The 23,121-nt window shown below is 60.7% G+C and carries 24 protein-coding genes and 1 other RNA gene; 6 read left to right on the top strand and 19 right to left on the bottom strand.

Annotated elements, in window-relative coordinates; genetic code table 11:
• Nucleotides 1-38 precede the first annotated feature (38 nt).
• The 3 genes from serC to gyrA all read right to left on the bottom strand — a co-directional run bounded on the left by serC (nucleotide 39) and on the right by gyrA (nucleotide 4,696).
• Complete coding sequence (gene serC, locus ABDB81_RS05480) at nucleotides 39-1,202, bottom strand: 3-phosphoserine/phosphohydroxythreonine transaminase (RefSeq protein ID WP_137926449.1); 1,164 nt, start codon at nucleotides 1,200-1,202, stop codon at nucleotides 39-41.
• Between the two features lie 157 nt (nucleotides 1,203-1,359).
• Nucleotides 1,360-1,926: a DUF2059 domain-containing protein gene (locus ABDB81_RS05475; protein WP_137926450.1), complete on the bottom strand. Its 567-nt coding sequence runs from the start codon at nucleotides 1,924-1,926 to the stop codon at nucleotides 1,360-1,362.
• Nucleotides 1,927-2,008: 82 nt separating this feature from the next.
• Complete coding sequence (gyrA, locus tag ABDB81_RS05470; RefSeq protein WP_346810207.1) at nucleotides 2,009-4,696, bottom strand: DNA gyrase subunit A; 2,688 nt, start codon at nucleotides 4,694-4,696, stop codon at nucleotides 2,009-2,011.
• A 445-nt stretch (nucleotides 4,697-5,141) separates the two neighbouring features.
• Between gyrA and ompA the strand changes: the two genes are divergently transcribed.
• The 4 genes from ompA (at nucleotide 5,142) to ssrA (ending at nucleotide 7,827) form a co-directional block, all read left to right on the top strand.
• Nucleotides 5,142-5,798: an outer membrane protein OmpA gene (ompA, locus tag ABDB81_RS05465; RefSeq protein WP_066739225.1), complete on the top strand. Its 657-nt coding sequence runs from the start codon at nucleotides 5,142-5,144 to the stop codon at nucleotides 5,796-5,798.
• Between the two features lie 175 nt (nucleotides 5,799-5,973).
• Nucleotides 5,974-6,717: a bifunctional 2-polyprenyl-6-hydroxyphenol methylase/3-demethylubiquinol 3-O-methyltransferase UbiG gene (ubiG, locus tag ABDB81_RS05460; protein WP_346810290.1), complete on the top strand. Its 744-nt coding sequence runs from the start codon at nucleotides 5,974-5,976 to the stop codon at nucleotides 6,715-6,717.
• A 4-nt stretch (nucleotides 6,718-6,721) separates the two neighbouring features.
• Complete coding sequence (gene gph / locus ABDB81_RS05455) at nucleotides 6,722-7,378, top strand: phosphoglycolate phosphatase (RefSeq protein ID WP_137926650.1); 657 nt, start codon at nucleotides 6,722-6,724, stop codon at nucleotides 7,376-7,378.
• An 88-nt stretch (nucleotides 7,379-7,466) separates the two neighbouring features.
• Nucleotides 7,467-7,827: a transfer-messenger RNA gene (gene ssrA / locus ABDB81_RS05450) on the top strand.
• 171 nt (nucleotides 7,828-7,998) lie between these two features.
• Here the strand turns inward: ssrA and ABDB81_RS05445 are convergent.
• Nucleotides 7,999-8,277, bottom strand: coding sequence for a hypothetical protein (locus tag ABDB81_RS05445; RefSeq protein WP_346810202.1), 279 nt, complete (start codon nucleotides 8,275-8,277; stop codon nucleotides 7,999-8,001).
• Between the two features lie 187 nt (nucleotides 8,278-8,464).
• Here ABDB81_RS05445 and ABDB81_RS05440 point away from each other — a divergent pair, with 187 nt between their 5' ends.
• On the top strand, nucleotides 8,465-8,851 hold the full coding sequence (locus ABDB81_RS05440; RefSeq protein WP_346810199.1) for a hypothetical protein: 387 nt from the start codon (nucleotides 8,465-8,467) through the stop codon (nucleotides 8,849-8,851).
• Nucleotides 8,852-9,115: 264 nt separating this feature from the next.
• Here the strand turns inward: ABDB81_RS05440 and ABDB81_RS05435 are convergent, their stop codons facing one another.
• From ABDB81_RS05435 to ABDB81_RS05400, 8 genes are all read right to left on the bottom strand, one after another.
• A complete protein-coding gene (locus ABDB81_RS05435) occupies nucleotides 9,116-10,195 on the bottom strand; it encodes a hypothetical protein (protein ID WP_346810196.1) in 1,080 nt (359 codons plus the stop codon).
• Nucleotide 10,196: 1 nt separating this feature from the next.
• Nucleotides 10,197-11,693, bottom strand: a complete 1,497-nt coding sequence (locus tag ABDB81_RS05430; protein WP_346810194.1) for an MBOAT family protein — start codon at nucleotides 11,691-11,693, stop codon at nucleotides 10,197-10,199.
• A gap of 45 nt (nucleotides 11,694-11,738) precedes the next feature.
• A complete protein-coding gene (locus tag ABDB81_RS05425; protein WP_346810192.1) occupies nucleotides 11,739-12,248 on the bottom strand; it encodes a DUF2514 family protein in 510 nt (169 codons plus the stop codon).
• Nucleotides 12,245-12,412 carry a hypothetical protein gene (locus ABDB81_RS05420; protein WP_346810188.1) on the bottom strand — a complete coding sequence of 56 codons (168 nt, stop codon included), beginning with the start codon at nucleotides 12,410-12,412 and terminating at the stop codon, nucleotides 12,245-12,247. The genes ABDB81_RS05425 and ABDB81_RS05420 overlap by 4 nt, the downstream gene beginning before the upstream one ends.
• Nucleotides 12,409-12,927, bottom strand: a complete 519-nt coding sequence (locus ABDB81_RS05415; RefSeq protein ID WP_346810185.1) for a glycoside hydrolase family protein — start codon at nucleotides 12,925-12,927, stop codon at nucleotides 12,409-12,411. Before ABDB81_RS05415 ends, ABDB81_RS05420 begins: the two co-directional genes overlap by 4 nt.
• Nucleotides 12,920-13,111 carry a hypothetical protein gene (locus ABDB81_RS05410; protein WP_346810182.1) on the bottom strand — a complete coding sequence of 64 codons (192 nt, stop codon included), beginning with the start codon at nucleotides 13,109-13,111 and terminating at the stop codon, nucleotides 12,920-12,922. The genes ABDB81_RS05415 and ABDB81_RS05410 overlap by 8 nt, the downstream gene beginning before the upstream one ends.
• A gap of 119 nt (nucleotides 13,112-13,230) precedes the next feature.
• Entirely contained in the window at nucleotides 13,231-13,437 is a 207-nt protein-coding gene (locus ABDB81_RS05405) for a hypothetical protein (protein WP_346810179.1), read from the bottom strand.
• Nucleotides 13,438-13,451: 14 nt separating this feature from the next.
• The gene (locus tag ABDB81_RS05400; protein ID WP_346810176.1) at nucleotides 13,452-15,179 is read right to left on the bottom strand and encodes a hypothetical protein; all 1,728 of its coding nucleotides are present in this window, start codon (nucleotides 15,177-15,179) and stop codon (nucleotides 13,452-13,454) included.
• 13 nt (nucleotides 15,180-15,192) lie between these two features.
• Between ABDB81_RS05400 and ABDB81_RS05395 the strand changes: the two genes are divergently transcribed.
• Nucleotides 15,193-15,828: a hypothetical protein gene (locus tag ABDB81_RS05395; RefSeq protein WP_346810173.1), complete on the top strand. Its 636-nt coding sequence runs from the start codon at nucleotides 15,193-15,195 to the stop codon at nucleotides 15,826-15,828.
• Here ABDB81_RS05395 and ABDB81_RS05390 read toward each other — a convergent pair.
• From ABDB81_RS05390 to ABDB81_RS05360, 7 genes are read right to left on the bottom strand one after another with little or no spacing between them, the layout of a single operon-like run.
• The gene (locus ABDB81_RS05390; protein WP_346810171.1) at nucleotides 15,818-16,486 is read right to left on the bottom strand and encodes a hypothetical protein; all 669 of its coding nucleotides are present in this window, start codon (nucleotides 16,484-16,486) and stop codon (nucleotides 15,818-15,820) included. The two genes, ABDB81_RS05395 and ABDB81_RS05390, sit on opposite strands and share 11 nt — an antisense overlap.
• Entirely contained in the window at nucleotides 16,487-17,611 is a 1,125-nt protein-coding gene (locus ABDB81_RS05385) for a baseplate J/gp47 family protein (protein ID WP_346810168.1), read from the bottom strand. It abuts the gene before it with no gap.
• Between the two features lies 1 nt (nucleotide 17,612).
• Nucleotides 17,613-17,978 (bottom strand): phage tail protein, encoded by a 366-nt coding sequence (locus tag ABDB81_RS05380; RefSeq protein WP_346810164.1) that lies wholly within the window; start codon nucleotides 17,976-17,978, stop codon nucleotides 17,613-17,615.
• An 11-nt stretch (nucleotides 17,979-17,989) separates the two neighbouring features.
• Nucleotides 17,990-18,658: a phage baseplate assembly protein V gene (locus tag ABDB81_RS05375; protein WP_346810161.1), complete on the bottom strand. Its 669-nt coding sequence runs from the start codon at nucleotides 18,656-18,658 to the stop codon at nucleotides 17,990-17,992.
• Nucleotides 18,655-20,076 (bottom strand): hypothetical protein, encoded by a 1,422-nt coding sequence (locus ABDB81_RS05370; protein WP_346810159.1) that lies wholly within the window; start codon nucleotides 20,074-20,076, stop codon nucleotides 18,655-18,657. The genes ABDB81_RS05375 and ABDB81_RS05370 overlap by 4 nt, the downstream gene beginning before the upstream one ends.
• Nucleotides 20,073-21,035: a hypothetical protein gene (locus ABDB81_RS05365; RefSeq protein ID WP_346810156.1), complete on the bottom strand. Its 963-nt coding sequence runs from the start codon at nucleotides 21,033-21,035 to the stop codon at nucleotides 20,073-20,075. Before ABDB81_RS05365 ends, ABDB81_RS05370 begins: the two co-directional genes overlap by 4 nt.
• Nucleotides 21,036-21,038: 3 nt before the next feature.
• Nucleotides 21,039-22,988 carry a hypothetical protein gene (locus tag ABDB81_RS05360; protein WP_346810155.1) on the bottom strand — a complete coding sequence of 650 codons (1,950 nt, stop codon included), beginning with the start codon at nucleotides 22,986-22,988 and terminating at the stop codon, nucleotides 21,039-21,041.
• Nucleotides 22,989-23,121 lie beyond the last annotated feature (133 nt).

Genomic DNA, 23,121 nt, shown 5'->3' with positions numbered 1-23,121 from the left:
GGCCCGCCGCCCAGGCAGCGGGGTCGGATACACCGCCGTCAAGCGGCGGTGCGCTCGAATTCGCGCATGAACTCGACCAGCGCGGCAACCCCTTCGAGGGGCATTGCGTTGTAGATGCTGGCGCGCATGCCGCCCACGGACTTGTGGCCCTTGAGCTGTACCAGGCCATTCGCGCGCGCCTGGGTCAGGAACGCTTCGTTGCGCGATTCGTCGCGCAGCAGGAACGGTATGTTCATGCGCGAGCGGCAGCTGGGATCGATTTCGTTACGGTAGAAGTCGCTCTGGTCCAGGTAATCGTACAGCGCACGCGCCTTGGCGATATTGCGCTGCTCGATTGCGGCCACGCCGCCCTGGGCCTTGAGCCATTGGAACACGAGTCCGGCGATGTAGATCGCATAGGTGGGCGGCGTGTTGTACATCGAATCATGTTCGGCCACCAGACGCCAGTTGAACGCCGACGGGCACATCGGATGTGCGAAGCCGATCAGGTCTTCACGAACGATGACGATGGTGACGCCGGCCGGGCCGATGTTCTTCTGCGCACCGCCATAGACTACCTGCGCACGCGACCAGTCGATAGGTCGCGACAGGATATGGCTCGATGCGTCGGCCACGACAATGCGTCCCTTGTCGTGCACGCCGGTCTGGCCGATGTCCGGGATCTCCTGGAACTCCACCCCGACGATGGTCTCGTTGGTGCACAGGTGGACATACGCGGCATCGTCGGACAGGTTCCACGACTTGGCGTCGGGAATCTTGTGCCACTTCTGATCCTGGCTCGACGCGGCGATATTCACCTCGCTGTAGCGCTGCGCTTCCTGCTCGGTCTTGACCGACCACGTACCCGTGACCACGAAATCGGTCTTCGGCTTGGCACCCTGCACGCGGCCCGCGAGGTTCAGCGGTACGATGCCGTTCTGGCCAATCGCCCCGCCCTGCATGAACAGGATGCGGAAATTCTTCGGGATATGCAGCAGTTCGCGCAGGTCGGCCATCGCCTGCTGATGGATGCTCTCAAAATCCTTGCTGCGGTGACTCATCTCCATCACCGACACCCCGGTGCCACGCCATGACAGCATTTCTTCCGCGGCCTGCTGCAGGACCTCGGCCGGCAATGCGGCGGGACCGGGCGAGAAGTTGTAGACGCGCTCGGCCAGCGAACGTTGCAGGCCGGTCAGGGCGGGATTCTGGGGATCGTTCATGGAGGAAAAAGAAAAATGGCTGCCGGATTGAACCAGGCAGCCATTATCCCCCAAAACCCGCGCCCCTTGGACACCGTAGGCGCCCGGAGCGGGGTGGGAACAGCCGGATCGCCGGACCATCAGGCCCGACGAGGCCGACCGTCGATCACTTGCGTGCTTACTTCGAGGCAGCAGTGATTTCCTTCTCGGCGGCGTCGCGCATCGACTTGCCAACCTGAGGACCGTACTTCTGCATCATCGAACCCCAGATTTCCTGGGTGGCCTTGCCCTGGTTCTGCATGAACTTCTGGCCCGTCGGCGACTTCAGGAACGTGGTCAGGTCCTTCAGTTCCTGCGTCGTGTAGTACTTGCCGAACGCGTCGTAGTGCGCCTGGATGGCGTCCTTGCGGAAACCATCGGTGTTGAACGCGGTGCCCGCGCCATCCACCATGCGCTGCACTGCGCCGTTCTTCTTGAGCTTCTCGACAGCGGCCTGCTTCTGCTTGTCGTTCAGCGTCTTGTTCTCGACCAGCACCTGCTCCAGCACCAGCGGGGCTTCCTGCTTCGCACCCTGTTGCCAGTTATCGGCCTGACCCTTCACTGCCTGGTCGGCCTGCATGACGGACAGCAGTTCCTTGATGGCCGCAGTCTTGTCCTTGTCTTCCTGAGCGTGCGCACCTTGCGCCAGCATCATGAGCGGAGCGAAAGCAGCCAGAACAGCGATACGTCGATAGGTTTTGAGCATTATGACTCCCTGGAAAATACGTCCGGATTAGTCCGGTCGGCCGTCTGGCGAGTTCCGGCCGCCGTCCCATTGTTGCAACAAATTACGAATTCGCGTCTGCGTCAGTGGCGCCTGCGTCGCTGGCGCCCGTGGTGTCGTCCGCCGCCTCGTCGTCATCCACGCCATTGGTGTCGGCGTCGGTCTCGACGATGCGCTGCAGCCCCGACAGCCGCGTGCCCTCATCCACGTTGATCAGGGTGACACCCTGCGTGGCGCGGCCCATCTCGCGGATTTCCGCGACACGGGTGCGAATCAGCACACCGCCCGTCGTGATCAGCATGATCTCGTCTTCAGGCGAAACCAGCGCAGCAGCGACCACACGGCCATTGCGCTCGCTCGTCTGGATCGCAATCATGCCCTTGGTGCCGCGCCCGTGTCGAGTGTATTCACTGATAGGCGTACGCTTGCCATAGCCGTTCTCGGTGGCCGTCAGCACGCTGCCCACCGGGGCGGTGATGCTGGCTTCGGGAGTCTCGGCGGCATCAGTTTCTGCCGGCGCCACGAGCATGGCGATCACCGACTGGCTTTCGTCCAAGTTCATGCCGCGCACGCCACGGGCCTGACGGCCCATCGGGCGGACGTCGTTCTCGTCGAAGCGCACGGCCTTGCCGGCGTCCGAGAACAGCATGACGTCGTGCTTGCCGTCGGTCACGGCTGCACCGATCAGGAAGTCACCCTCGTCAAGATCGACGGCGATGATGCCAGCCTTGCGCGGGTTCGAGAAATCCGTCAGTACGGTCTTCTTCACCGTGCCACGCGCGGTGGCCATGAAGATGAAGTGCTCCGCATCGAACTGGCGCACCGGCAGGATCACGTTGATCTTCTCGCCGTCAGCCAGCGGGAACATGTTCACGATCGGACGACCACGCGAGTTTCGCGAACCTTGCGGCACCTCGTAGACCTTGAGCCAGTAGAGGCGGCCACGGTTCGAGAAGCACAGGATGTAGTCGTGCGTGTTGGCCACGAACAGCGTATCGATCCAGTCGTCTTCCTTGGTCGCCGTGGCCAGCTTGCCGCGCCCGCCGCGCTTTTGCGCCCGGTATTCGGAGATCGGCTGGCTCTTCATATAGCCCGAGTGGGACAGCGTCACGACCATGTCCTGCGGCGTGATCAGGTCCTCGGTGTCGAGCTCGGTCGCGTTCATCTCGATCTGCGAACGGCGCTCGTCACCGAACTCGGCACGAATGGCGCCCAGTTCGTCGGTGATGATCGTGGTGATACGTTCCGGACGCGCCAGGATGTCGAGCAGGTCAGCGATCACGCCCATGACCTCGCGGTACTCCTGGACGATCTTGTCCTGCTCCAGGCCGGTCAGGCGCTGCAGACGCATCTGCAGAATTTCCTGCGCCTGACCATCGGAGAGCTTGTACAGGCCATCCGGCTGCATGCCGAACACGGCAGGCAAACCATCCGGACGATACGAGGCGCGGCCACCCGAAGTGTCGCTTTCGGCACGTGCCAGCATTTCGCGGACCAGGCCCGAATCCCAGGGCTTGGCCATCAGCTCTGCTTTAGCCAGCGGAGGCGTCGGCGCGGCCTTGATGATCGCGATGAACTCGTCGATGTTCGCCAGCGCCACAGCCAGGCCTTCCAGCACGTGGCCACGCTCGCGCGCCTTGCGCAGTTCGAAGACCGTACGGCGGGTCACGATCTCGCGGCGATGCGACAGGAACGCCACGAGCATCTGCTTCAGGTTCAGCAGGCGCGGCTGGCCGTCGACCAGCGCCACCATGTTCATGCCGAACGTATCCTGCAGCTGCGTGTTCTTGTACAGGTTGTTCAGGACGACTTCCGGCACCTCGTTGCGCTTGAGTTCGACCACCACGCGCATGCCCGACTTGTCGGATTCGTCACGGATGTCCGAGATGCCCTCGACCTTCTTCTCGGTAACCAGCTCGGCAATACGCTCAAGAAGCGTCCGCTTGTTCACCTGGTACGGCAGTTCGTCGACGATGATCGCCTGGCGCTGGCCACGGTCGATATCCTCGAAGTGAGTGCGCGCACGCATGACCACCCGGCCGCGGCCGGTGCGGTAGCCTTCGCGTACGCCCTGAATGCCATAGATAATGCCGGCCGTCGGAAAATCGGGTGCCGGCACCAGTTCAATCAGCTCGTCGATCGTCGCATCGGGATTACGGAGCAGATGCAGGCAGGCATCGACGACTTCATTAAGGTTATGCGGCGGGATATTGGTGGCCATACCCACCGCAATACCCGACGAACCATTGATCAGCAGATTAGGAATACGGGCCGGCAAAATGCCCGGCTCTTTCTCCGAACCGTCATAGTTCGGATCGAAATCGACAGTTTCCTTGTCGATATCGTGGAGCATTTCGTGGGCAATCTTGGAAAGGCGGATTTCGGTATAACGCATCGCCGCGGCGTTATCTCCGTCCACCGAACCGAAGTTACCCTGGCCGTCCACCAGCATGTAACGCAGCGAGAAATTCTGCGCCATGCGGACGATCGTGTCGTAGACAGCAGTATCCCCGTGCGGGTGATACTTACCAATCACATCGCCGACGATACGGGCGGACTTCTTATAGGCCCGGTTCCAGTCGTTGTTGAGCTCATGCATCGCATAGAGCACGCGCCGGTGTACCGGTTTCAGGCCGTCCCGGACATCGGGCAGCGCGCGCCCCACGATAACGCTCATTGCGTAATCGAGGTATGAGCGGCGCATTTCCTCTTCCAGCGAGACCGGCAGGGTTTCTTTGGCGAATTGATCCATTGCGACGTGGTTTATGCGGCGGGTTTAAGCAAATGAAGCCCGCGAAATCGGAAGCCCGGAAGGGCCTGTCGACGACGGGCGAACATGGCATTCTAACACGCGCGCAACCCCTTCCCGCCCTCCCCCGAGGACCCCGTCCGGAGCCTCTCCAAACGCCCCGGATACCGAAACCCCCTACCCGGCAACCCATACAGGACAAGGGTTTGCAGGCGCCGCAAGTCCGATGTTGCACAAACACCACAGGCCCAAAACCACGTGGTTAGATCGAATATATTTACTTCTTAGGAAACGAGCCTTGTGGCACAATTCCCCAGCGAAGAGCCAGACATTGTTCGAAGTGGAGCATACTCCACATCGCGAATGTTATACTCCGAAGAATGTATGACTTGTTTTCGTCCATTTGCTCGCAGTAACCCTGCGGTGATCTCATCCTGAGAGGAGAAATATGAAAAAATTTGCCAAGCTCGCACTCGTTGCAGCTACCGCAGTAATGGCTGCATCCGCTCAAGCCCAGTCCGTCCCCTATGAAAAGAAGGCCGTGAACGATAACTGGGGCAACGGTACGAGCGAGTACGTGTGGAAGAATGGCACGAACGAGCTCTGCTGGCGCGACAGCTCCTGGACCCCGGCAACGGCCAATGCCCTGTGCGATGGCGCACTGGCTCCGGCTGCTGCTCCGGCTCCGGCACCGACCCCGGTGGCACCGCCGGTTGTGTCCAGCGAGAAGGTCACTTTCGCTGCTGACACGCTGTTCGACTTCGACAAGGCTGTTCTGAAGCCCGAAGGCAAGGCCAAGCTGGACGACCTGGTCTCGAAGCTGCAAGGCATCACGCTGGAAGTCATCATCGCCGTTGGCCACACCGACTCGTTCGGTTCGGACAAGTACAACGATCGCCTGTCGATCCGTCGTGCTGAATCGGTCAAGGCTTACCTGGTGAGCAAGGGCGTCGAAGCCAACCGCGTCTACACCGAAGGCAAGGGCAAGCGCCAGCTGAAGGTTGATCCGAAGTCGTGCAAGGGCAACCGCACCGCTCAGATCGCCTGCCAGCAGCCGAACCGCCGCGTGGAAGTCGAAGTGGTCGGCACCCGCAGCGCACGTTAATCGGAACGCTTCCGATGAAGAAAGCCCAGCGCAAGCTGGGCTTTTTTTCGTTTATGCCTTCCGTGTTTCCACTGGAAAACCAGGCGCATCTCCGCCTCGCATGCCAATGCGGCTCTGGTTTTTTGGTAAAGTTGCCGCAGCCTTCTCACGAGACCGCCGGTCGCCCGGCCTTAAGATGTCGCATTCGTCCACGCTCACCTCCTCGCTCGATTCCCGCCCCGGGCTCAACGCCGATCCGAAAGAGATCGACAAGTTCAGCGAGCTCGCTCACCGCTGGTGGGACCCGAATAGCGAGTTCAAACCGCTGCATGACCTGAACCCGCTCCGGCTCGGCTGGATCGATGGTATCGCCGGCCTTTCGGGCAAGCAGGTCATCGACGTCGGCTGCGGCGGCGGCATCCTGTCCGAAAGCATGGCGCGCCTGGGCGCCACCGTCCGCGGCATCGACCTGTCAACGAAGGCACTGAAGGTGGCCGACCTGCACAGCCTGGAATCCGGGGTGGCAGTGACATACGAAGAGATCGCCGTCGAGGCGTTGGCCGCGCGCGCGCCAGCCAGCGTCGACGTGGTGACCTGCATGGAAATGCTCGAACACGTGCCCGATCCGCAGTCGATCGTGCGCGCCTGCACCGCGCTGGTCAAACCGGGCGGTTATGTCTTCCTCTCGACGATCAACCGGAATCTGAAGGCATATCTGCTGGCAATCGTCGGCGCCGAGTATGTCCTCAACATGCTGCCGCGCGGCACGCACGACTTCGAGAAATTCATCACGCCCTCGGAAATGGCCCGCTTTGCCCGCGTAGTCGGCCTGGAGCTCATCGAGATGCGCGGCATGACCTTCAACCCGATCACGCAGGTCTATGCGCTGGGCCGTGATACTGACGTCAACTACATGATGGCATTCCGCAAGCCACGCTAAAACGATGCCAACATTCGACGCAGTTTTCTTCGATCTCGACGGCACGCTGGCCGACACCGCCCCGGACCTGGCCGCGGCGGCCAACCGCCTTGTCGTGGAGCACGGGCGGGACCCGGTCGCCTACGAGAAACTCCGTCCCGTCGCCTCACATGGCGCGCGCGGACTGATTGGCGTCGCGTTCGGCAAGCGACCCGAAGATCCGGAATTCCCCGCGCTTCGCGATACGTTCCTGAACTACTACGAAGCGGACATCGCCGTGCATACGCGGCTATTCGACGGCATGGACACGGTGCTCGCGGCCCTGGAAGCCGACGGCATACGCTGGGGCATCGTCACCAACAAGATCGCCCGCTTTACCGTGCCGCTGGTAGACGCCATCGGCCTGACACCGCGCGCTTCAGCCGTCGTCAGCGGTGACACCACCGCACACGCCAAGCCCCACCCTGCCCCCCTGCTGCACGCCGCCGCAGTGAGCGGCGTGGACCCGACCCGCTGCCTGTACGTTGGGGACGACCTGCGCGACATCCAGGCCGGCAAGGCCGCGGGCATGGCAACCGTTGCCGCCGCCTACGGCTATTGCGGCGACGCCGAGCCGCCCGAGACCTGGCACGCCGACTACCTGATCCAGCATCCGTCGGAGCTGCTGACGCTGCTTCGCTGAGTCCCCGTAGCCCAGAAGGAACCACCGTGCGCCAGCGGCGTCGAAACGGAGTACAATCGCGGTTCTTTCGCGTTTGACTACGCACATTGGGGCCGACCTGGTTTCGACGTGGGTTACAAAGCAGTGGAGGGCATACCGAGGACCCGTCACCTCGTTAATCAATGGGAATGCAATAACTGCTAACGACGAACGTTACGCACTGGCTGCCTAAGGGCTAGCCGTCCTCGCACTGGCTCGCTGACGGGCTAGGGTTCGCAAGAACCAGCGAGGTCATTTACGTCAGATAAGCTTCGGGAGTGTCACGGGCCCGAGGACGAAAACCTAGTGACTCGCCGTCGTAGAGCGTGTTCGTCCGCGATGCGCCGGTTAAATCAAATGACAGAACTAAGTATGTAGAACTCTCTGTGGAGGGCTTGCGGACGCGGGTTCGATTCCCGCCGGCTCCACCAACATCCCCCCTTGAAAAACAATGACTTATCTGTCTTTTCAAGGGGTTGCGTTCGCTAACGTGTGTGCGGATATGTGTGCATGCGCGTTGGCGTCCGCCCAAATGCTCCCATTTGGGCGATAACGCTTTGCGGGAAGGCATGTGCAAGTCGCACATACCTTCTGCGCACCCATTAGCTTTCCCCTTCCAATGAATCGTCAGCGTTGAAGAAATTGACGACCGGCACGGCTCTCAGCCTTGGTCTCGTCTTCTCCTCCTTTTCTGCGACCTCCAACTCGTTGCTCAAGTTGAGCGTGAGCGCCGCCCCGACCTGGCACAGACTCTCGACCTCTGGGTCATCGATGCCCAATGCTTGGATTGCACTGAAGATCCCCGCCACGCCTTCCGCGATCTTCCTTGCACCTTCCAGACCGGCCGGCGCCGGCGTCATGCCCTGATTCATTGCGTTCACTTACCCCTCTCTGTCTTGTGGTGCGTCCGTTTTCGTCGCCCGCCGCCCCTGCCGCGAGCCGTCATACAGTCCCGAACTACTGTATATTTGTACAGTATATAGTCAGTGTCTGCACTGCCACCACCACCTGCCAATTGGGTTTTTTAATGTGATCCTTGGCACCCATTGACAGAAACGGAACAAAGAGATGGGCAACACCAAATCGGCTGCCGGATGCCAGTTTCCGGAAGAGCGCGCGGCGCGACCGACTGTCCGCCAAGCAGCAACGCGACTGCTCGATGCTTTGGACCGGCTCACATCCGGAACTGAGGTCACCGGATTTCACGGCTGGGAAAATGGCGCGGGCGAGTCGGTGGGCGACGAGTTGGAGGAGGCAAGACGCGAGCTCGCGATCCTGCTGGCTGATACGCCGCGGCAAGCGCGGCTTTTGACAGGGGCTGACTTCGACCCGGAGGCTTTTGAGCGAGTCTGGAAGACCGAGGCGGTACAAGTCGCCGGCCGCAACTACGGATTCAGGGGGGTGGCCGAGGCGGTATGGGCGGCGGCATTTCGAGAAGTGCTATCCCCTCTCTGACCAATCAGAAACTCCTGACCCTTTCGGGCGATTCACAGCACACGCGGGTCATGCGAAAGTTGCGTCGCCGAGAAATCGGTCCCTTCGCAAACCAATTCGCCACGTCCACCCCGGCCCGTGGCGTTTTTTTTGATCCGACAGATCCGAGGGCATCAAGTACCGTTGTGAAGCCCTCCGCGCGGAAAATCCATCGCGACTGTGTACCAAGTGAGCGTAGGATTTGTGGTGTGGCTTCGCTTTGGAACGCGATGCAGGAATCGTCAGCTAACCCGCATCTCGATTCGTAGGCGTAACGTCTGCATTCGCACCTGAAGAGGCATTCACCGCTTCCTCAAACTTCTTCACGAATATCTCCGTACGCGCTCGGGTAGCGTCGCAATTGAGGTGGAAATTCGTATTGAAGAAGGCATGTGGCGGGAAAAAATAGTCGGTTGGAGATCCGATGAGCGGCACGCCGTTGCTACGAAGTTCACCCCATATGTCAGTCAGCAGCTTTTGGAATCGCGGCGCCCTGGTTGTTTCATCGTCAACCACAACAGAAGCGGAGACGTAGGCTTGCACGCCGCGCGCTCGCAGCAGTTTGATCGTATCGACCATTAACTTCACGGTCTTTGGATTGACCTTCGCCTTCGCGGGCGGTGGGTAGGAGGCCCCGGAAACTTCGACTAGATGACCACAAGTGTGCCGCATGTCGCCCCGCGCATTCATATTCAGATACGTGTACGAGAACGCCGTTTGCATACTCGCCACCTGATCGTAATACGCCAGCGCCTCGTCTTTCGGTAACAGTTTACGGTGCGGGTTAGCTTTAAGGACAGCCCCCCGGTTCATCTGCGTATCCACGTTCTGGACGAGCTTGAGCGGCGAAAGCGCCGTGAAGTACTTCAACCGTCGATTAAACGGAAGCGAATTGAGGTACTCGACGTCCCAGGCAACGATCTGGTCAAGCATCCAATCACTCGGGGCGCTGTAGTCCGAGGTGTAGTAAAGCCACACCAGCGGAAACACGACCGTGTCCCCTGGCTTGGCATTGCGCACGGCAACGCTGAGAATCCAATCCATCGGTAGACCGCCGTGCAGGCCCATGTTGACCACAGGTCGACCGAGTTTCGACTGAGCATAGGTACTATCGAATCCAAAAAGCACATTCGAATCTCCCACCATCAGGATCTTGCTTCCCTGAGTGTTGGCGGCGACCCGTTCTTTAAGGCGCAGCCAGTTCTTGACGTCGTAGGAGGCGAGAATTGGAGCGCCAAGCTGGTACCTATACAGGGCAGCGTACGATCCGATGATAGAAATTGCAGCGACAGCGGCTGCGATCAGGTAGATACGAGTCAGCCGCATATCAAAACTGGAAGTATAGGAACGGACTGGCAACGTTCGTGCCGAAGGTCGACAGAAGACTGGCGGCGATCAGGCCGACCGTAATGGTTGCAGCCCCAACAGTGAGCATCACGCCCACCCGACGCCCTTCCTCTCCGCCCACTGTCATTCGGTTCTCAACGAAGTCGATCGCTTCGTAGGCGTTGGGGAAGACCCAGACGATCAGGAACGACAGCGAGGCGTAGCCGGCAAATGACATTGCGCTCTTGTCCCTGAAAACGGTGGTCCACTCTACTGAGTCCGTACTTGATACCATCGATAGCAGCACGCTGTTTGCCGCAGCAACCGTGTCGGCGCGGAAGTACACCCATGCCACCACGACTGAAAGGAAGGTAACGGCTACGCCAGCTGCCGTCGCAATGCAGCGCGGCGTCCTTCCCGCAATGCCGAGCCTCATCCAAGCCCAGCGAAATCCGTGGTTCACGCAAAGCAGCGCACCATGGATTGCCCCCCAAATGACAAACGTCCAGGCAGCGCCGTGCCATAGTCCGCCGAGCACCATCGTCGCCAAAAGGTTGAAGTAGCGCCGTGCTTGACCATGCTGATTGCCACCGAGCGGAATGTACAAATAGTCGCGCAGGAACTGCGACAACGTCATATGCCAACGCCGCCAGAACTCTATGATGTTGGTTGCCTTGTAGGGGGAATTGAAGTTGATCGGAAGCCTCACACCGAACAACATCGACAGGCCGACCGCCATATCCGAGTAGCCGGAGAAGTCGAAATAAATCTGGAACGTGTACGCGAGCGCGCCAGTCCATGCCATCAATGCCCCGATGGCATCACCAGCCGCGGCTGCCTCGAACACCGGATCGGCGTATGCACTGATCGGGTCGGCGATCAGCAGTTTCTTCGCCAGTCCGATGGCAAATAGCACCATCCCGATCACCAGGTTGCGCGAGCGGATGCGATAGATTTTGGCATCCGCGAACTGCGGCATCATCTGCCCGTGGTGTAGAACTGGACCGGCTATCAGGTGTGGAAACCAGGTCACGAACAGCAGATAGCGCACGAAATTGAACTCACGCGCCTTCCCCTTCCAGACGTCCACTAAAAAGGCAATCTGCGTGAAGGTGAAGAACGATATTCCGATAGGCAGGATGATGTTCAGCGCTTGCGCGTGGCCACCCAGCGGGTTGATCACCTGCAGAAGAAAAAAGTTGGCGTACTTGTAGTACGCCAGCAACCCTAAATCAGCAATGACACCGAAAATCAGTGCCCGGCGAGCCCAGGGAGAGCGGTCGCGTCGTACGGAAATGGCATACCCGATCCCATAGTTGAATAGGATCGAGCCAAGCAGGAGCGGAACGTACTTGACGCTCCAATAGCCGTAGAAAAATACCGATGCCGCTGCCAGCCACCCAGCCGCGGCGACTCTGTGAAATCGACCCAGCACAAAGTAGCCAACCAGCACAATGGGCAGATATGCGAAAAGGAATGTTAATGAAGTGAAAAGCACTTCAGCCCCTATCTGATTATTTTTTTCACGGGCTGATTGTATCCGCTACTTTCCATCGAGCGCGTCGTATGAGCGCTCACAAGCCAGACCGGCTATTTTGATCTGGTCGGCGTAGTCAGCCAGGATTCCCGAAGTTTTGTCAGACCGTCCGAGCACGTCGACGAGCACATCAAGGGGGTCACCACTTGGCTTGTCCTGGCCACCGCCGGCAGTGCCGGTATCTTTGGCGGCTCGGGCGGCGGCAAGTAGTTGGTCGACACGCTGCCGCAGCTGGCCAGCAGCATCAGCAGCGGCGCCAGCATCGGCCCGCGCAAGGGCAAGGTCTTTTGTTGCTGCATTGGCAATCTCCGTTTGTGCCGTCGTGCGACGCTGCTCCTCAAGACGGGCCGCGTCCACGGCCTTCACCTGATCGACGGTGGCCGACAATGCGGCCTTCGTGTGCTCCGCCTCGTACTTCGCAGCATCGGCTCGGTGCTGCTCCCATCGGCCGCCGCCATATGCCAGCAGCAAGCCGACGACCAGCGCCAACCAGAACTTCGGATCAACGAATGTCATTTCGTCACCGCCTTCTGCGCGACATTGCCAACGATGTAGGCGGCGACGACGCTGCCGACGGTCGCACCCCACACTGCGGCGTCGATCGATCCGACCAGGAGCATCGCATCAGCGGACGCGATGACCAGCAGCGCGGTCAGGAACTTCCGGCTTCCGTATCTCATTGGGCCTCCAGGCATTTGCGATTGCGCTCCTGCTGCCGAGTCCATACACCGTAGCAGCGCTTGTTCGGCTCGCCGTTGATCTCGGTGCTGCAGTCGTACTTGGCCGAGAATTTGTAGAGCAGCAGCGCGTCGCACGCCCCGATGTAGTCGCCGGCAAGCAAATTACGCCGCATGCTCGATGCGCGCCAATTCCCAATGCCGAACTGACCGACGAAGTTCATATAGACGTCGAACTCTTCCTGATGAAGCTTCACGCCTGGCAGGCTGGCTGCGAAGCGCTTCTCGTCGGCTGTCATCAGGTTCCGCGCCAGCACCGCCGCACGCTCGCGCGTGATCGTGTCGCCCATCCGAACCGGGCGGCCGTCCTCGTACCTGGTCGAGCCATGCCCGATGGTCGGAACGTCGCCCTTGGTCGGGATGACGGCGCGGTCGGTATAGCCCTCCGATGCCTCCCATGTTGCGAGGCCGGCCGCCGACATCGTCAGTAGTACTACCGCGATCCGTTGCTTAAGCATCCGGCCCCTCCTCGTCTCGGCGCTTGCCCAGCCACGGGCGGACGGCCTTCCAGATGAAATTCCCGATCAGCAGCAGCGCGTAGAAGGCAGTCAGCCAACTGGCCCAGTCCTGGACGCTGTAACCCATGAATGTCATCACGGTCACAGGCGCTGCAGGAGCGAGCTTCACCACTTCGTTTGCCATGTCGGCCTCGATCATTTATTTCCCCGGGGATAAAGAAAAAGCCCGCCGAAGCGGGCTACTTGGTTCTGTTGTGTGTGGTGGCATCCGGCAGAGACCGAAGCCCCGCCCTCTGCGGGGGATCACTCGGGGACAAACACGTAGCCGGGCAGATCACTGCTCCACACCAGCTTGCCAGGCTCCCAATCTTCGCCAGTCCAACGCCATTTCCCGGCCTCTAGAAAGTCGTCGTCCGCCATCGGAATTGCGGTTTCGTCCGGGGATGGCGTGGGATCCTCGGCGATGCGCACCAGGTACCGTTCCGCAGTCTTGATAAACGCCGTAGTCATGTCTTCACTCCCTATCAGAACTTGTAGCCAACGACGTTGAGACCGAGCGTGCCGCCTACTGCATCGTTCTTGTAGATCACCGATTGCGGCGTGAACAGCCTCACGTCCGCCCACGCGCCGCCCAATATTTGCGTTACAACCTGGCTAATCGCTCGACGCAGCCCTACTTCATTTGTGGTATCGGTCGCGATTAAGTACACCCCGTTACTGGCGCTATTGGTCGTCATGCCGTAGGTAAAGTTGGCATAGCGAGCATTGGGCGGAACGGCGGACGCCAGGCTTACCGTGGTGTATGTCGTGGCAGCTCCTCCTGCCAGCACACTGACTACGCTTGTTTCTACGGTTCGGTCAAGCTGATATCCAATGGCAAACTGACCGCTGCCATTTGTTCGCCGCACCGAGACAAGCGCTGACGCGGAATACCCCGCTGGCATATTGGCGCCGCCATAAATCTCCGGTGCGACAACCGAAGTTGCGTTGACTCCGAGCAGTGCTCGATCTGTGGTAGCTGGGTTATATATCGCATACACTGCCACCCACCCATTGACTGGGGCAGTCCCGGTGTCCATCCCTCCGGCACCAGTCGTGGCAATGTTGATCGTCTTATTGAAATTTGCCAGGCAATAGCGAATGCCACCAAGCGCTGTCTCGACGACGATCTCATCGGCCGTAAGCGTTGCCGACGAACCTGCCGACGAGACGTTCATCGCAAGATTTCGCGTGGAGCCGACAACGCCTGCGACCTGCCCCATCTGCGGGGCATGCTGGCTCTGCGTGGCTGGCGCGACCTGCAGGGCAGCGCCGGTGCAACTCTCCAGCACCCACGAACTAATATCTGCACGCCACACGACTTGTGCGCGACCGCCGACGACAAGTTCACCGCCCTGCAGCGCGCTGTGAGCGGCACCCACGACAGGCGACGCGCCGAGTCCGTTCACGTTCAGTGTCGAGGCGCCAGTGTTCGCGGTCTTGACCTTGAACCAGAGCACCATTCCGTCGGCGAGCGCGGTGATGGCCGGGTTGTAGCTGACCGCGTAGGCATTGGCAGCGCCGGTATCGACCCCGACGATCGCGCCAGATTGCTGCATCGCATGCAGCAGGTCATTCGGGAGGATGGGAGCGTTCGCCGCTTGGGTGATGTTCGCCGACGTGATAGTCGTCTGGCCGTTGGCAACCGTCACCACCCACAGCCCGGTATAGCCGGCATCCGGTGCGGGAGTGGTTTGCGAGCCCGTCGTGGCCGCCACACCAGCCTTCGCCGAGATGAGAACAATCCCCTTCCGTGCCGTCGCCTGCTGGGCACCACCGCCGCCAGGCCCTGACCATGCCTGCGACGGGTTGCTGGCGTTGTAGTACGGCAGCGTCACCAGACCGGTGTCGGAATCCTGATAGGTCGCCTGGATCAGATAGTTGATGCTCTGGCCGGCGGTCCCCGGAGGGTTGCAGGTCAGGTTGACGGCATCCAAGGAGATGCCCTGCTTCAGGATGTTGTGCGTCGTGTCCGCCGCCAGGGACGAGTATGCGGTCGCGTCGACGGCGACCAGCGAGTACATTTCGCCCGGGTTCACGACCACCTGGAGCGATGCCGGCCCGGTGGGCACGCAGGCAAGCCCGTTGACGATCGTCGCAGTACCGAACATCGCGGCGGCAAGCTTCGCCAGCGCGATCATCGTGAACTTGTTGGTGTTGAGCAGGTCGGTTTCGAGCGGGATTTGCCCGGGATAGACAATCTGACGGTCCATTGCGGCTCCGGAAATGGAAAAAGCCCGCGCGGAGGCGGGCTGGCTAATGCCGAAAACTAGTGGTTATGCAGCCTGTGCCAAACTACGGCGACGAGGCGACTACAAAGAGGGGACGATGGACTTCTTCGACGAATGTGAAATCAAGCAGAGCATCCAGCGAATAGACGAACTGCTGGGAAGCGGGATATTTGATCGCAAGCACATAGGCAACGTACTGTATCGATCTGCGTTCATCGATTTGCTGATCTGCCTGAGGGATCTAATGTTCAAGTGCAGAAAGTTCTCCGAGCCCATCCGTTTCACAGACGATGTCGTGGTAACAGACGAGATCAAGCACGTTTCGGATCTTGTGAAATATGTACGTGACGCCGTTTGCCATCCTGACAGCGACGCCCACTATCTTGAGCCCGGAAATATCCGGGCTTCGCTCAACGTGCTCTACGGAAAAGGAACACTCATTCAGACAGGGGATTTCAATTCAGTCAGCGAGCACGATGACGATGTGTGTTTCTTCATTGGCCGGCAGCGAATCTACCTTCAGCGCCACATTGTTAGAGCTTTCAACGAAGCAAAGGACAAGCTGCTCCCCCTCGTCGAGGCTGCGAGCCAGAAGGCGATTGCGGAAAGCATCGCAGGCATCATCCGCTGATTCGTGTCCAAACGATGGTGGCCACCGGCTTGACGCTGTCCACTGCGGCGTAGATGTCCGCGTCGGTGACGCTTCCCTGGATCATCGCCATCGATGCGTAGGAAGCGCGGGACGGCTGGCCATAGCCGCCCGTCGACACGCCATAGCCGGCGATGAGCGGGATTCCGCTGCCTGCTGGCCGAAACGCGGTAACGAATGCCTGGAAAGGCATCAGCATCGACCCGTAGGCGCCGGCAACGCCGTAGCCGATGGTCGGCCCTCCGTATGCGCCGGTATCGGCTGGCCGAAGTGGCTCTATGATCACGGGTGTCCGGCCGGTCAGGTCCTGAAGGATCCGGATCAGCCCCGCCCGAGTTGCTCGCTCGCGGAAGATGTTGATCAGGATGCGTGCCCTGAACGACTCGTCGGACTGGTTCGCCGCCCGCAGCAACGCACTGCCGAAGAAATCGGCCGCGATCATGTCTAGCCACCCATCGGTAGCCGTCTTGATCCGCGTCTGCAGCCGGGCATAGGCCAGCAGGCCATAGACGTACGCGCCGGCGTACGCCAGGCCATTCAACAGACCGTTGATGATCTGCGTATCGGCTTCGTCGCCAAACCACGGCGGCAGGTAGCCGCGCAGCCGGCGGTACACATCTTGTTGATCACCTGTCGCCATTTATGCCACCGTCACCGAAAGACACTTGATGACCTGTTTTGCCGTCGCAGCCAGGTCCGCCGTTCCGCCATTGAGCGTGATGCCCGTGACGTTCGTCACGCCAGGCGACGCGTCATAGGCAATCTGGGCCAGCCTCGAATAGGTGAGCGTCTGGCCGAGCTTTAGCGAATTGATGTAGGACTTGATGGCGTTGGACACGAGCGTTTTCGTCGCCGCGGCGTCGTAGCCAGCCGCGATCGTGCACGTCATGCCCACCGAGGCATTCACGAGCACCGGCGCGAACACGCCGAAGCTGCTGGTGAACGGTCGCACCGCGTCGATCGCGTTGTAGACCGTCGAGAGAAACGTGCCTGTCGGCGCACCAGACCCGTCGTCGACAACGGCGTAGAAGTAGCCCATCTGGACCGCGCCGGCGTACGTCTCGTTCTCGACCAGCGAGTAGGTGACACCCTGCTGAAGCGACGTGATCGCGTAACCGATGGCGTCCTTCGTGGCCTTGGAGAGGCTTCGCACGTAGGCAATGAAGCGCGTCCGCAGCGCCGCGTCATCTTCCGCATCTGCGCCATTGGCGAAACCGGCGGCGTTCGTGACGGTGTCTACGCCGGAAATCGCCCCCACGATCGTCGACACAGCGCCGCCGATCGCGTTGCCGGCGGCGCCCGCAACCAGCGCTACCACCGGGACCACCACGCTGCCAACGCTCGCGACCATGACGTAGCCGCCTAGGGTGCCGTTGTAGGCGGGATTGGTCGCATCGGCCGTTACCGAGTACTGCTGACTGCCGTCACCGGTCTGCACCGTCGCCCCGACGGGCACGACAGCCTGTTGCGTCGTGGTGAAGCGCGAGAAGGTGACTTGGCCGGTGGCGAATGTGGCAGCCAGGCGCGTAACGCCGAAGTCGGCCACCCACGTGTCGAGATCGGCGCCGCTCGACGTCGCCGCGCGCGTGATCGCCAAGACCTGCATGATCAGACCTTGCAGCCAGATCACAATCGCCGCGTTCGACTCAACGATGGCGCGAAGGATGGAGCCCACGGTTAGATCAACTAGGACCTTGGCGTAGCCTTGAACGGCCGTAACCTGGTTTCGCACCAGCGTTACGAAGTCTTGCGTCTGAAGTGCCATGTCACTCGTTCACGTTGAACTGCAAGGACACCGGCTGGCGCGTGACCGAACTGGTGTAGACGATGCCGACGCTGACGCCATCCTGAATAGGCTTGACCGTGATGCGCGGCTCTGGTGTTTTGGCGACACCCGCTTCCATGCTGATCTGAGAGCGAATCTCACCAGTGATGGCCGCGACGTTCATCGTCTGGCCGATCATCTGAGGCAGTCCCGCGCCGTAGCTCGGGTGAAAGATCAGGCTTCCCTTCGGGGTCACCAGCCGGCGAACGATGCGTTGGTTGGTTCGTGTATCGGCGTTGACCGTGCCAAGATCGCCAGTCGCGGACACGCCGACGTCGCCCCCGACCCAGTGGTCGAGGTCGTTCATGAGTTGTTGCGTCATGTGACCGGGGTTCCAGTGTTCGCGCCGCCGTTGCCGTTGCTATGGATGTGCGTGTTGTCGATGTGCTTGCCGTTGGCCGTCACGGAACCTGTGAAGTTCGTATCGCCGGTGATCGCCAGCGACTTACCGCCGCCGGCATCGCCCGACACGGCCATGCCGCCCTGCCCCGTGATCGTGTCCACGACCTGCAGAGTCCCGTCAATCTTCATTGGACCGGTGTGATTCCACTGCGGCGCTTGGCTCGTCAGGGTGCCGGCTGAAACCAGCGTTACCGTGCCGTCGTTGTGGAACTGCAGCTTCGACCCTGACTTGTGCGTCAGGAAGAATTCGCCAGACTTCGCGCCCGTAGGCCGCGCGGCGTCGCTGAACAGCCGGCCGCTGATGTAGCCGTTCTCGACCTCGCCGCCGAAGAATTTCACTTCGACCTGGTCGCCTGGCGACACCGGGGCGTCCAATCCCCAGCCGTCGCCGACCCACGGAGAGCACACCGGAAGCCATCCAGTCAGAGAGCGCCCGGGGTCGTCAGGATCTTCCGGTTGGATGCGGACCTTGGCCGCGGCAGTGCCCGGGTCGTAGCTGCTCACAATCCCTACAACAGATTCGGCACGCCCAGCCTGCGCCATCTGCGCGGCCAAGCGCATCTGGTTGTTGAACTGCTGCATCATAGAGTTGGCACCGATTCCGGATTGATGTTCTTCGCCGACACATCCATCACATAGCCGCCCTCAACGCTCATCGAGCGAGTGATGGTGTCGACGAAGTAGTCTTGGTCGAACTTGGTGTTCGTGCCGGTCAGGCGAAGCAGCGTGGTCCGTTGCATCACGTTGTCGGACGGCAGACGCGCCCATAGCTTCATCTCGTGCTGCGTGATCTGAGCATGGGTCCTTTGAGCCAGCGCGAGCGCGCCAGCTTGATCGAGTCCACCGCGCGTGATCGTGTAGACCTGCTGGTCACCAAACGGCGAAGCCTTACCCGCCTGGATGCCTTTGCCTCGGCTCGGGTAATAGGCGGTGAATCCCTTCGACTGCTTCGCGTTCCAGGATTTCACCACTACGGTGATGCCTTTTGCCACGGTCAGACTGCGTGCTACCCGCAGATCCATGACGTTGGCGACCGGGTTGCCGTTCTCGTCGACTTCCCAGCGCAACTCGTACGCGTTCGACGACGATTCCGTGGTGTTGGGCCCGTTTATCTGCTTCTTCAGTTGATCGTAGCGAGCCTTGTACTTTGCGGTGGCTGCGTCGTTGAGCCTCTGCGACTCGTCGAGTTTTGCCAGCGCGGACTTCCCGGCGACCTTACCCGCTGCGTCGTCACCAGCGGCGAATGCGGCATCCATTGCTTTATGGTCTTCCTGCGCGCTCTTCAGCACCTCACTGGCTTTGTTCAGATCTGAATCCCAAGCGGCTTTCACTTGGTCGAGTTCGGCCTGAAGCGCCGCCTTGTCGACAGGAGTCGATACGGTCTCGTCCGTCGGCTGCGGCTCAAAGTACAACGTCTTGCCCTTCACGTAGCAGTTGAACCCTTCCTGCTGTGCAAGCCACGTCAGAATGTCCCACTCACTGCGCTGGTCGGTCATGCTGACCCGGTCGTAGGCGTAGTACGTGCCAGCGGGCGTCTTTGTCGCCGGCCCGCTGTACGACATGCCGTGGTTCAGCGCCAGTTGCGTCGCAATCTGCGACGAGGTCATGTTCTGAAACTGGATGGTGATCTTGGCGTCGATGAAGGCAGCAGTGAGGTCCCGCCCCGTGAGCGTCAGCTTTGCGCTAACGGGGTCGTAGTCGACATCGTCAACGCGCCCGTAGATATGGCTAACGAGGTCGGTCTCGCTGAAGCTCCGAACGTCGGCCGGGTATCCGCCGAAGATCTCGACAAACGCCTCGGACTGGTTGGAGAACCACGCGACATCCGTCTCATCCGGCAGATTTTGCGCGGCGAACTCCACGCGAAATGTGTCCGCCTGGTAAAACGTGTTCTCCTGCACCGACCAATGAATCCACCCCGGCACGATGACACCCCCCACCTTCACAATCCCGCGCGGCGATTGACCGGCAGGCAAAACGGGAAGGGGGTTGAGTGTCGTCATGAGTTCAGGACACCTCCAACGGTGTCTTTTGAGGGAGGAATCGTGATCGTCTGGATACCGCTGACCTGCGGGTCGCCGCCAAGCTGCGGGTTAGCCTTCGCGAGGCCCGTCCAGGCCATCGCGTCGCCGTATTCCTTGGCAGCCATGTCGAGCAAGTTGCCGCCCGCCGTGGTGATCTGCTTCGCGCTCGAGTAAATCGATCCGATGTTCATCTGCGCACGCCCGACGGTGCGGTCCATCGCAACCAGGAGCGGCAACTGTTGCGCCGCCACGATCTGGTTCGAGATGTTCTGCACCTGCTTTGCGATCGGGTTGTTCGGCACGATTCCGCCAAGGGTCGTCACATTGATCATCGTGTTGTTCACCGAGGCGATCAGCGTGCCGACTTGCTGGCGTACTGCTGCGATCGGCTGGAGAACACTGTTCAAGGTCGACTGTGCGGCATTGGCGAAGCTGGAAACGCCACTGATTGCCGAATTGACAGTGTTCATGAGTCCGGTCAACGTGAAGTCGCCGATCGACTCAGCCAAGCCGCTGGCATCAAGGATGTCGCCATTGATCAGGTCGTCAATGCTCGCGTCACCGGTGCCGGCCGTGGACAGCGTCAGGTCTTCGATCACCTCGCAGGTGATCTGGTACGGGATCTTGTGGAAGAGGCGGAATACCGGTTCGAACGTGTGGATGAGCACCGCATACGACTGCTCGGACCAGGTCAGTACAACCGGGACACCGGCCACGCGCATAGCCGTGAGTTGCCGCGCGCGAGCCAATGCATCCTGTCCTTCCAGCCAGCCCGACCAGGAGATGGGGCCGGTAAAGTCCCCCATCGCCTGGACGATCTTCGTGCCACCGACCAACCGGTGCACGACAAGCGCCTGCTCGCCGCCAAACGGCATTTGCTCGGGGATCTCGTTCCGTTCGAAGGTGAAATCCCCAAGCTTTAGGACAACGTCTGCCATCCGTTACCTCATTGCAGGGGGTGTTAAGGACATTCCGGGGTCAAACGTTGACTGCCCGGTCTGTGGTCGCGAGAGTTCGCGCGCTTGGTGGAAAGATGTCGCCTCGGCCAGCACGCGGCTGTCGAGCTTGATGGTGCTGTTCACCTGGACGGTCGATTGACCAGCACCAGCTACCGGATTGGCCTTCGTCATCTCGCCGCCGCCAGTGATCAGCGCCTTCGCCTGACGGTACAGCCAGACACCGGGGCCGCCGCCACCGAACCCGAAGTTCGAAAACGGATTGCTCATCGGTGTGCCAGCCGTCTGAAGCTTCTCGAACACCGGCATGTTTTTCTGCCCCCAGTCGTTGACTGAGCGGAAGAATTCCGTACCGGCGTTCAGTACCTTCGTGACTTGCGGCAAGACACCGCGCCCCATCTCAGTCTTCAGCGATTCCCATGCGGCGACGAAATCTGCTTCGGCACCACCAGCGGTTTGTTTGAAGACATCAATCGTGCCCTGAACACCCTTGGCATTCGCCACCAGTTTCGCGTCACGAAGAGCTTGAGCCTGCTGTGTCGTGAAGTTGGCCGCCATGTTCGAGCCTTGCCGGTTCGACACGAGGTTGTTCATGAAGCCGATGACTTCGGAGTCCGTCGTCTTGCCGGCCCGCTTGGCGGCTTCCGTCCCGTACTTCATGAGCCAGCCGGCCGGATCCTCGCGAAGCATCTGCTCGTCCTTGATGTTCTTCAGGACGGTCGATTTGATCTGCTTGCCACCAACGCTGCCGCTAACTACTTCGCCGATTTCCCCGAGACCAGCGTCCGCGAGCGCGGCCATTGTCTTCTTCGGGGTGCGGCCGGCGATCAGGTTCTGGTACAGCGACATCAATGCAGTGCCGGTACGCGCTCCCCCTTGCTCCTGCATGAGCGTCGCCATGTTCATGATGCCTTGATCGCTCAGGCCCTTAAACGCGGCGCCGCCCGTCTTGGCGAACTGTTCAAGATCAGCGAAGTTGATCGCACCGCCTGAGCCGGTCACCATACGTTGCGCGAGATCCAGACCCGAGAGGAATTCCTTCGCGTTGTTGGTCTTGCCGCGCATGTCGTTGAATCGCATGACGGCGCGCGCAGCGCCCTCATCGATGGTTCCGATCTTTCCGCCGAACAGCCCGGAGTTGGCTGCATTCAATGCCGCGATAGTGGGTGCGACCTGCTTTGCGACGTCCAAACCGCCGAACATGCCAACGGACTCCCGAAGGGTCTCCATCAGCGCTGTGCTCGACGCACCGAACACACGCGTCCCGCGCGCGAACTTGTCAGCGTCCTTGTTGACGGCGTCGCCAAGATTCAGCGTCTTGAAGCGCGCCTCGGCCATTTGGTAGTCCGAAGCCGCGTCGTAGAGCTTCTTACCCACGTAGAGTGTGCCGACGCCGGCCGCCACCGGCGCGAGCATGCCGCCAGGCAAGCCCATGCCGACCGCACCCATGCCGAAGCCGCTCGGGCCGACGTGGACGTTGCCGCCGTGACCACCAAAGCCACCACCACCTGCCGCCGCCCGCCCGCCGTTGTAGCGCGGGCGCATCGGCATCGGCGCGAACCCACCGGGACCGGGAAGTGCCGGGCCACGGCCGCCGGGTCCACTATGACCGCCGCGCCCGCCTGGGCCGAAGACGCCGAAAGCCCCCATTGCTGCAGTTCGTTGGGCCGCCGCGCTGGCTGCGTGAATGGCGTTGATGTTGCGGGCAAGCTGGGCAGCCTCCATATTGGCCTTGCCCATATTGGTTGCGAGCGTGGCGTTCGCACGCGACATGGCCCGGATGCCGACGACGTGCTTCTCCATCTCGGACAAATGCCGGTTCACGTTGCCGGCCATGATGTCCAGCTTCCGGAACTCCGTCGCGAGCCTCAGGAGGGCCGGGCCGACCATGTCGTGCAGGACCAGAGTGGTGCCGATCTTATATGCGTCGATCATGGTGACCTATACTTGTCATTCCGGAGCCGAAACCGACCCCATGCGAAAGCTGAAATACCGAATTCACGAGTGGTTAGCCGACCACTTTTCGACGATCCAGTATCCGAAGCCGTTGAAGGTGTCGGACGTGGAG

The sequence above is a fragment of the Cupriavidus sp. DL-D2 genome (assembly GCF_039710735.1).
GTDB lineage: Bacteria > Pseudomonadota > Gammaproteobacteria > Burkholderiales > Burkholderiaceae > Cupriavidus.
Note: the sequence above shows the minus strand (reverse complement) of the source record. Positions and strands in the feature narration are given on the sequence as shown.

Bases quoted from the DNA above. Each gene is read 5' to 3' on its own strand.
- ABDB81_RS05440 (WP_346810199.1), top strand. From the start codon at position 8,465: ATGGGCAACACCAAATCGGCTGCCGGATGCCAGTTTCCGGAAGAGCGC.
- ABDB81_RS05425 (WP_346810192.1), bottom strand. From the start codon at position 12,248: ATGACATTCGTTGATCCGAAGTTCTGGTTGGCGCTGGTCGTCGGCTTG.
- ompA (WP_066739225.1), top strand. From the start codon at position 5,142: ATGAAAAAATTTGCCAAGCTCGCACTCGTTGCAGCTACCGCAGTAATG.
- ABDB81_RS05365 (WP_346810156.1), bottom strand. From the start codon at position 21,035: ATGGCAGACGTTGTCCTAAAGCTTGGGGATTTCACCTTCGAACGGAAC.
- ABDB81_RS05475 (WP_137926450.1), bottom strand. From the start codon at position 1,926: ATGCTCAAAACCTATCGACGTATCGCTGTTCTGGCTGCTTTCGCTCCG.
- ABDB81_RS05395 (WP_346810173.1), top strand. From the start codon at position 15,193: ATGGAAAAAGCCCGCGCGGAGGCGGGCTGGCTAATGCCGAAAACTAGT.
- ABDB81_RS05390 (WP_346810171.1), bottom strand. From the start codon at position 16,486: ATGGCGACAGGTGATCAACAAGATGTGTACCGCCGGCTGCGCGGCTAC.
- ABDB81_RS05410 (WP_346810182.1), bottom strand. From the start codon at position 13,111: ATGGCAAACGAAGTGGTGAAGCTCGCTCCTGCAGCGCCTGTGACCGTG.
- ABDB81_RS05405 (WP_346810179.1), bottom strand. From the start codon at position 13,437: ATGACTACGGCGTTTATCAAGACTGCGGAACGGTACCTGGTGCGCATC.
- ABDB81_RS05370 (WP_346810159.1), bottom strand. From the start codon at position 20,076: ATGACGACACTCAACCCCCTTCCCGTTTTGCCTGCCGGTCAATCGCCG.
- ABDB81_RS05415 (WP_346810185.1), bottom strand. From the start codon at position 12,927: ATGCTTAAGCAACGGATCGCGGTAGTACTACTGACGATGTCGGCGGCC.
- ubiG (WP_346810290.1), top strand. From the start codon at position 5,974: ATGTCGCATTCGTCCACGCTCACCTCCTCGCTCGATTCCCGCCCCGGG.
- gph (WP_137926650.1), top strand. From the start codon at position 6,722: ATGCCAACATTCGACGCAGTTTTCTTCGATCTCGACGGCACGCTGGCC.
- serC (WP_137926449.1), bottom strand. From the start codon at position 1,202: ATGAACGATCCCCAGAATCCCGCCCTGACCGGCCTGCAACGTTCGCTG.
- ABDB81_RS05375 (WP_346810161.1), bottom strand. From the start codon at position 18,658: ATGATGCAGCAGTTCAACAACCAGATGCGCTTGGCCGCGCAGATGGCG.
- ABDB81_RS05385 (WP_346810168.1), bottom strand. From the start codon at position 17,611: ATGGCACTTCAGACGCAAGACTTCGTAACGCTGGTGCGAAACCAGGTT.
- ABDB81_RS05360 (WP_346810155.1), bottom strand. From the start codon at position 22,988: ATGATCGACGCATATAAGATCGGCACCACTCTGGTCCTGCACGACATG.
- gyrA (WP_346810207.1), bottom strand. From the start codon at position 4,696: ATGGATCAATTCGCCAAAGAAACCCTGCCGGTCTCGCTGGAAGAGGAA.
- ABDB81_RS05435 (WP_346810196.1), bottom strand. From the start codon at position 10,195: ATGCGGCTGACTCGTATCTACCTGATCGCAGCCGCTGTCGCTGCAATT.
- ABDB81_RS05400 (WP_346810176.1), bottom strand. From the start codon at position 15,179: ATGGACCGTCAGATTGTCTATCCCGGGCAAATCCCGCTCGAAACCGAC.
- ABDB81_RS05420 (WP_346810188.1), bottom strand. From the start codon at position 12,412: ATGAGATACGGAAGCCGGAAGTTCCTGACCGCGCTGCTGGTCATCGCG.
- ABDB81_RS05380 (WP_346810164.1), bottom strand. From the start codon at position 17,978: ATGAACGACCTCGACCACTGGGTCGGGGGCGACGTCGGCGTGTCCGCG.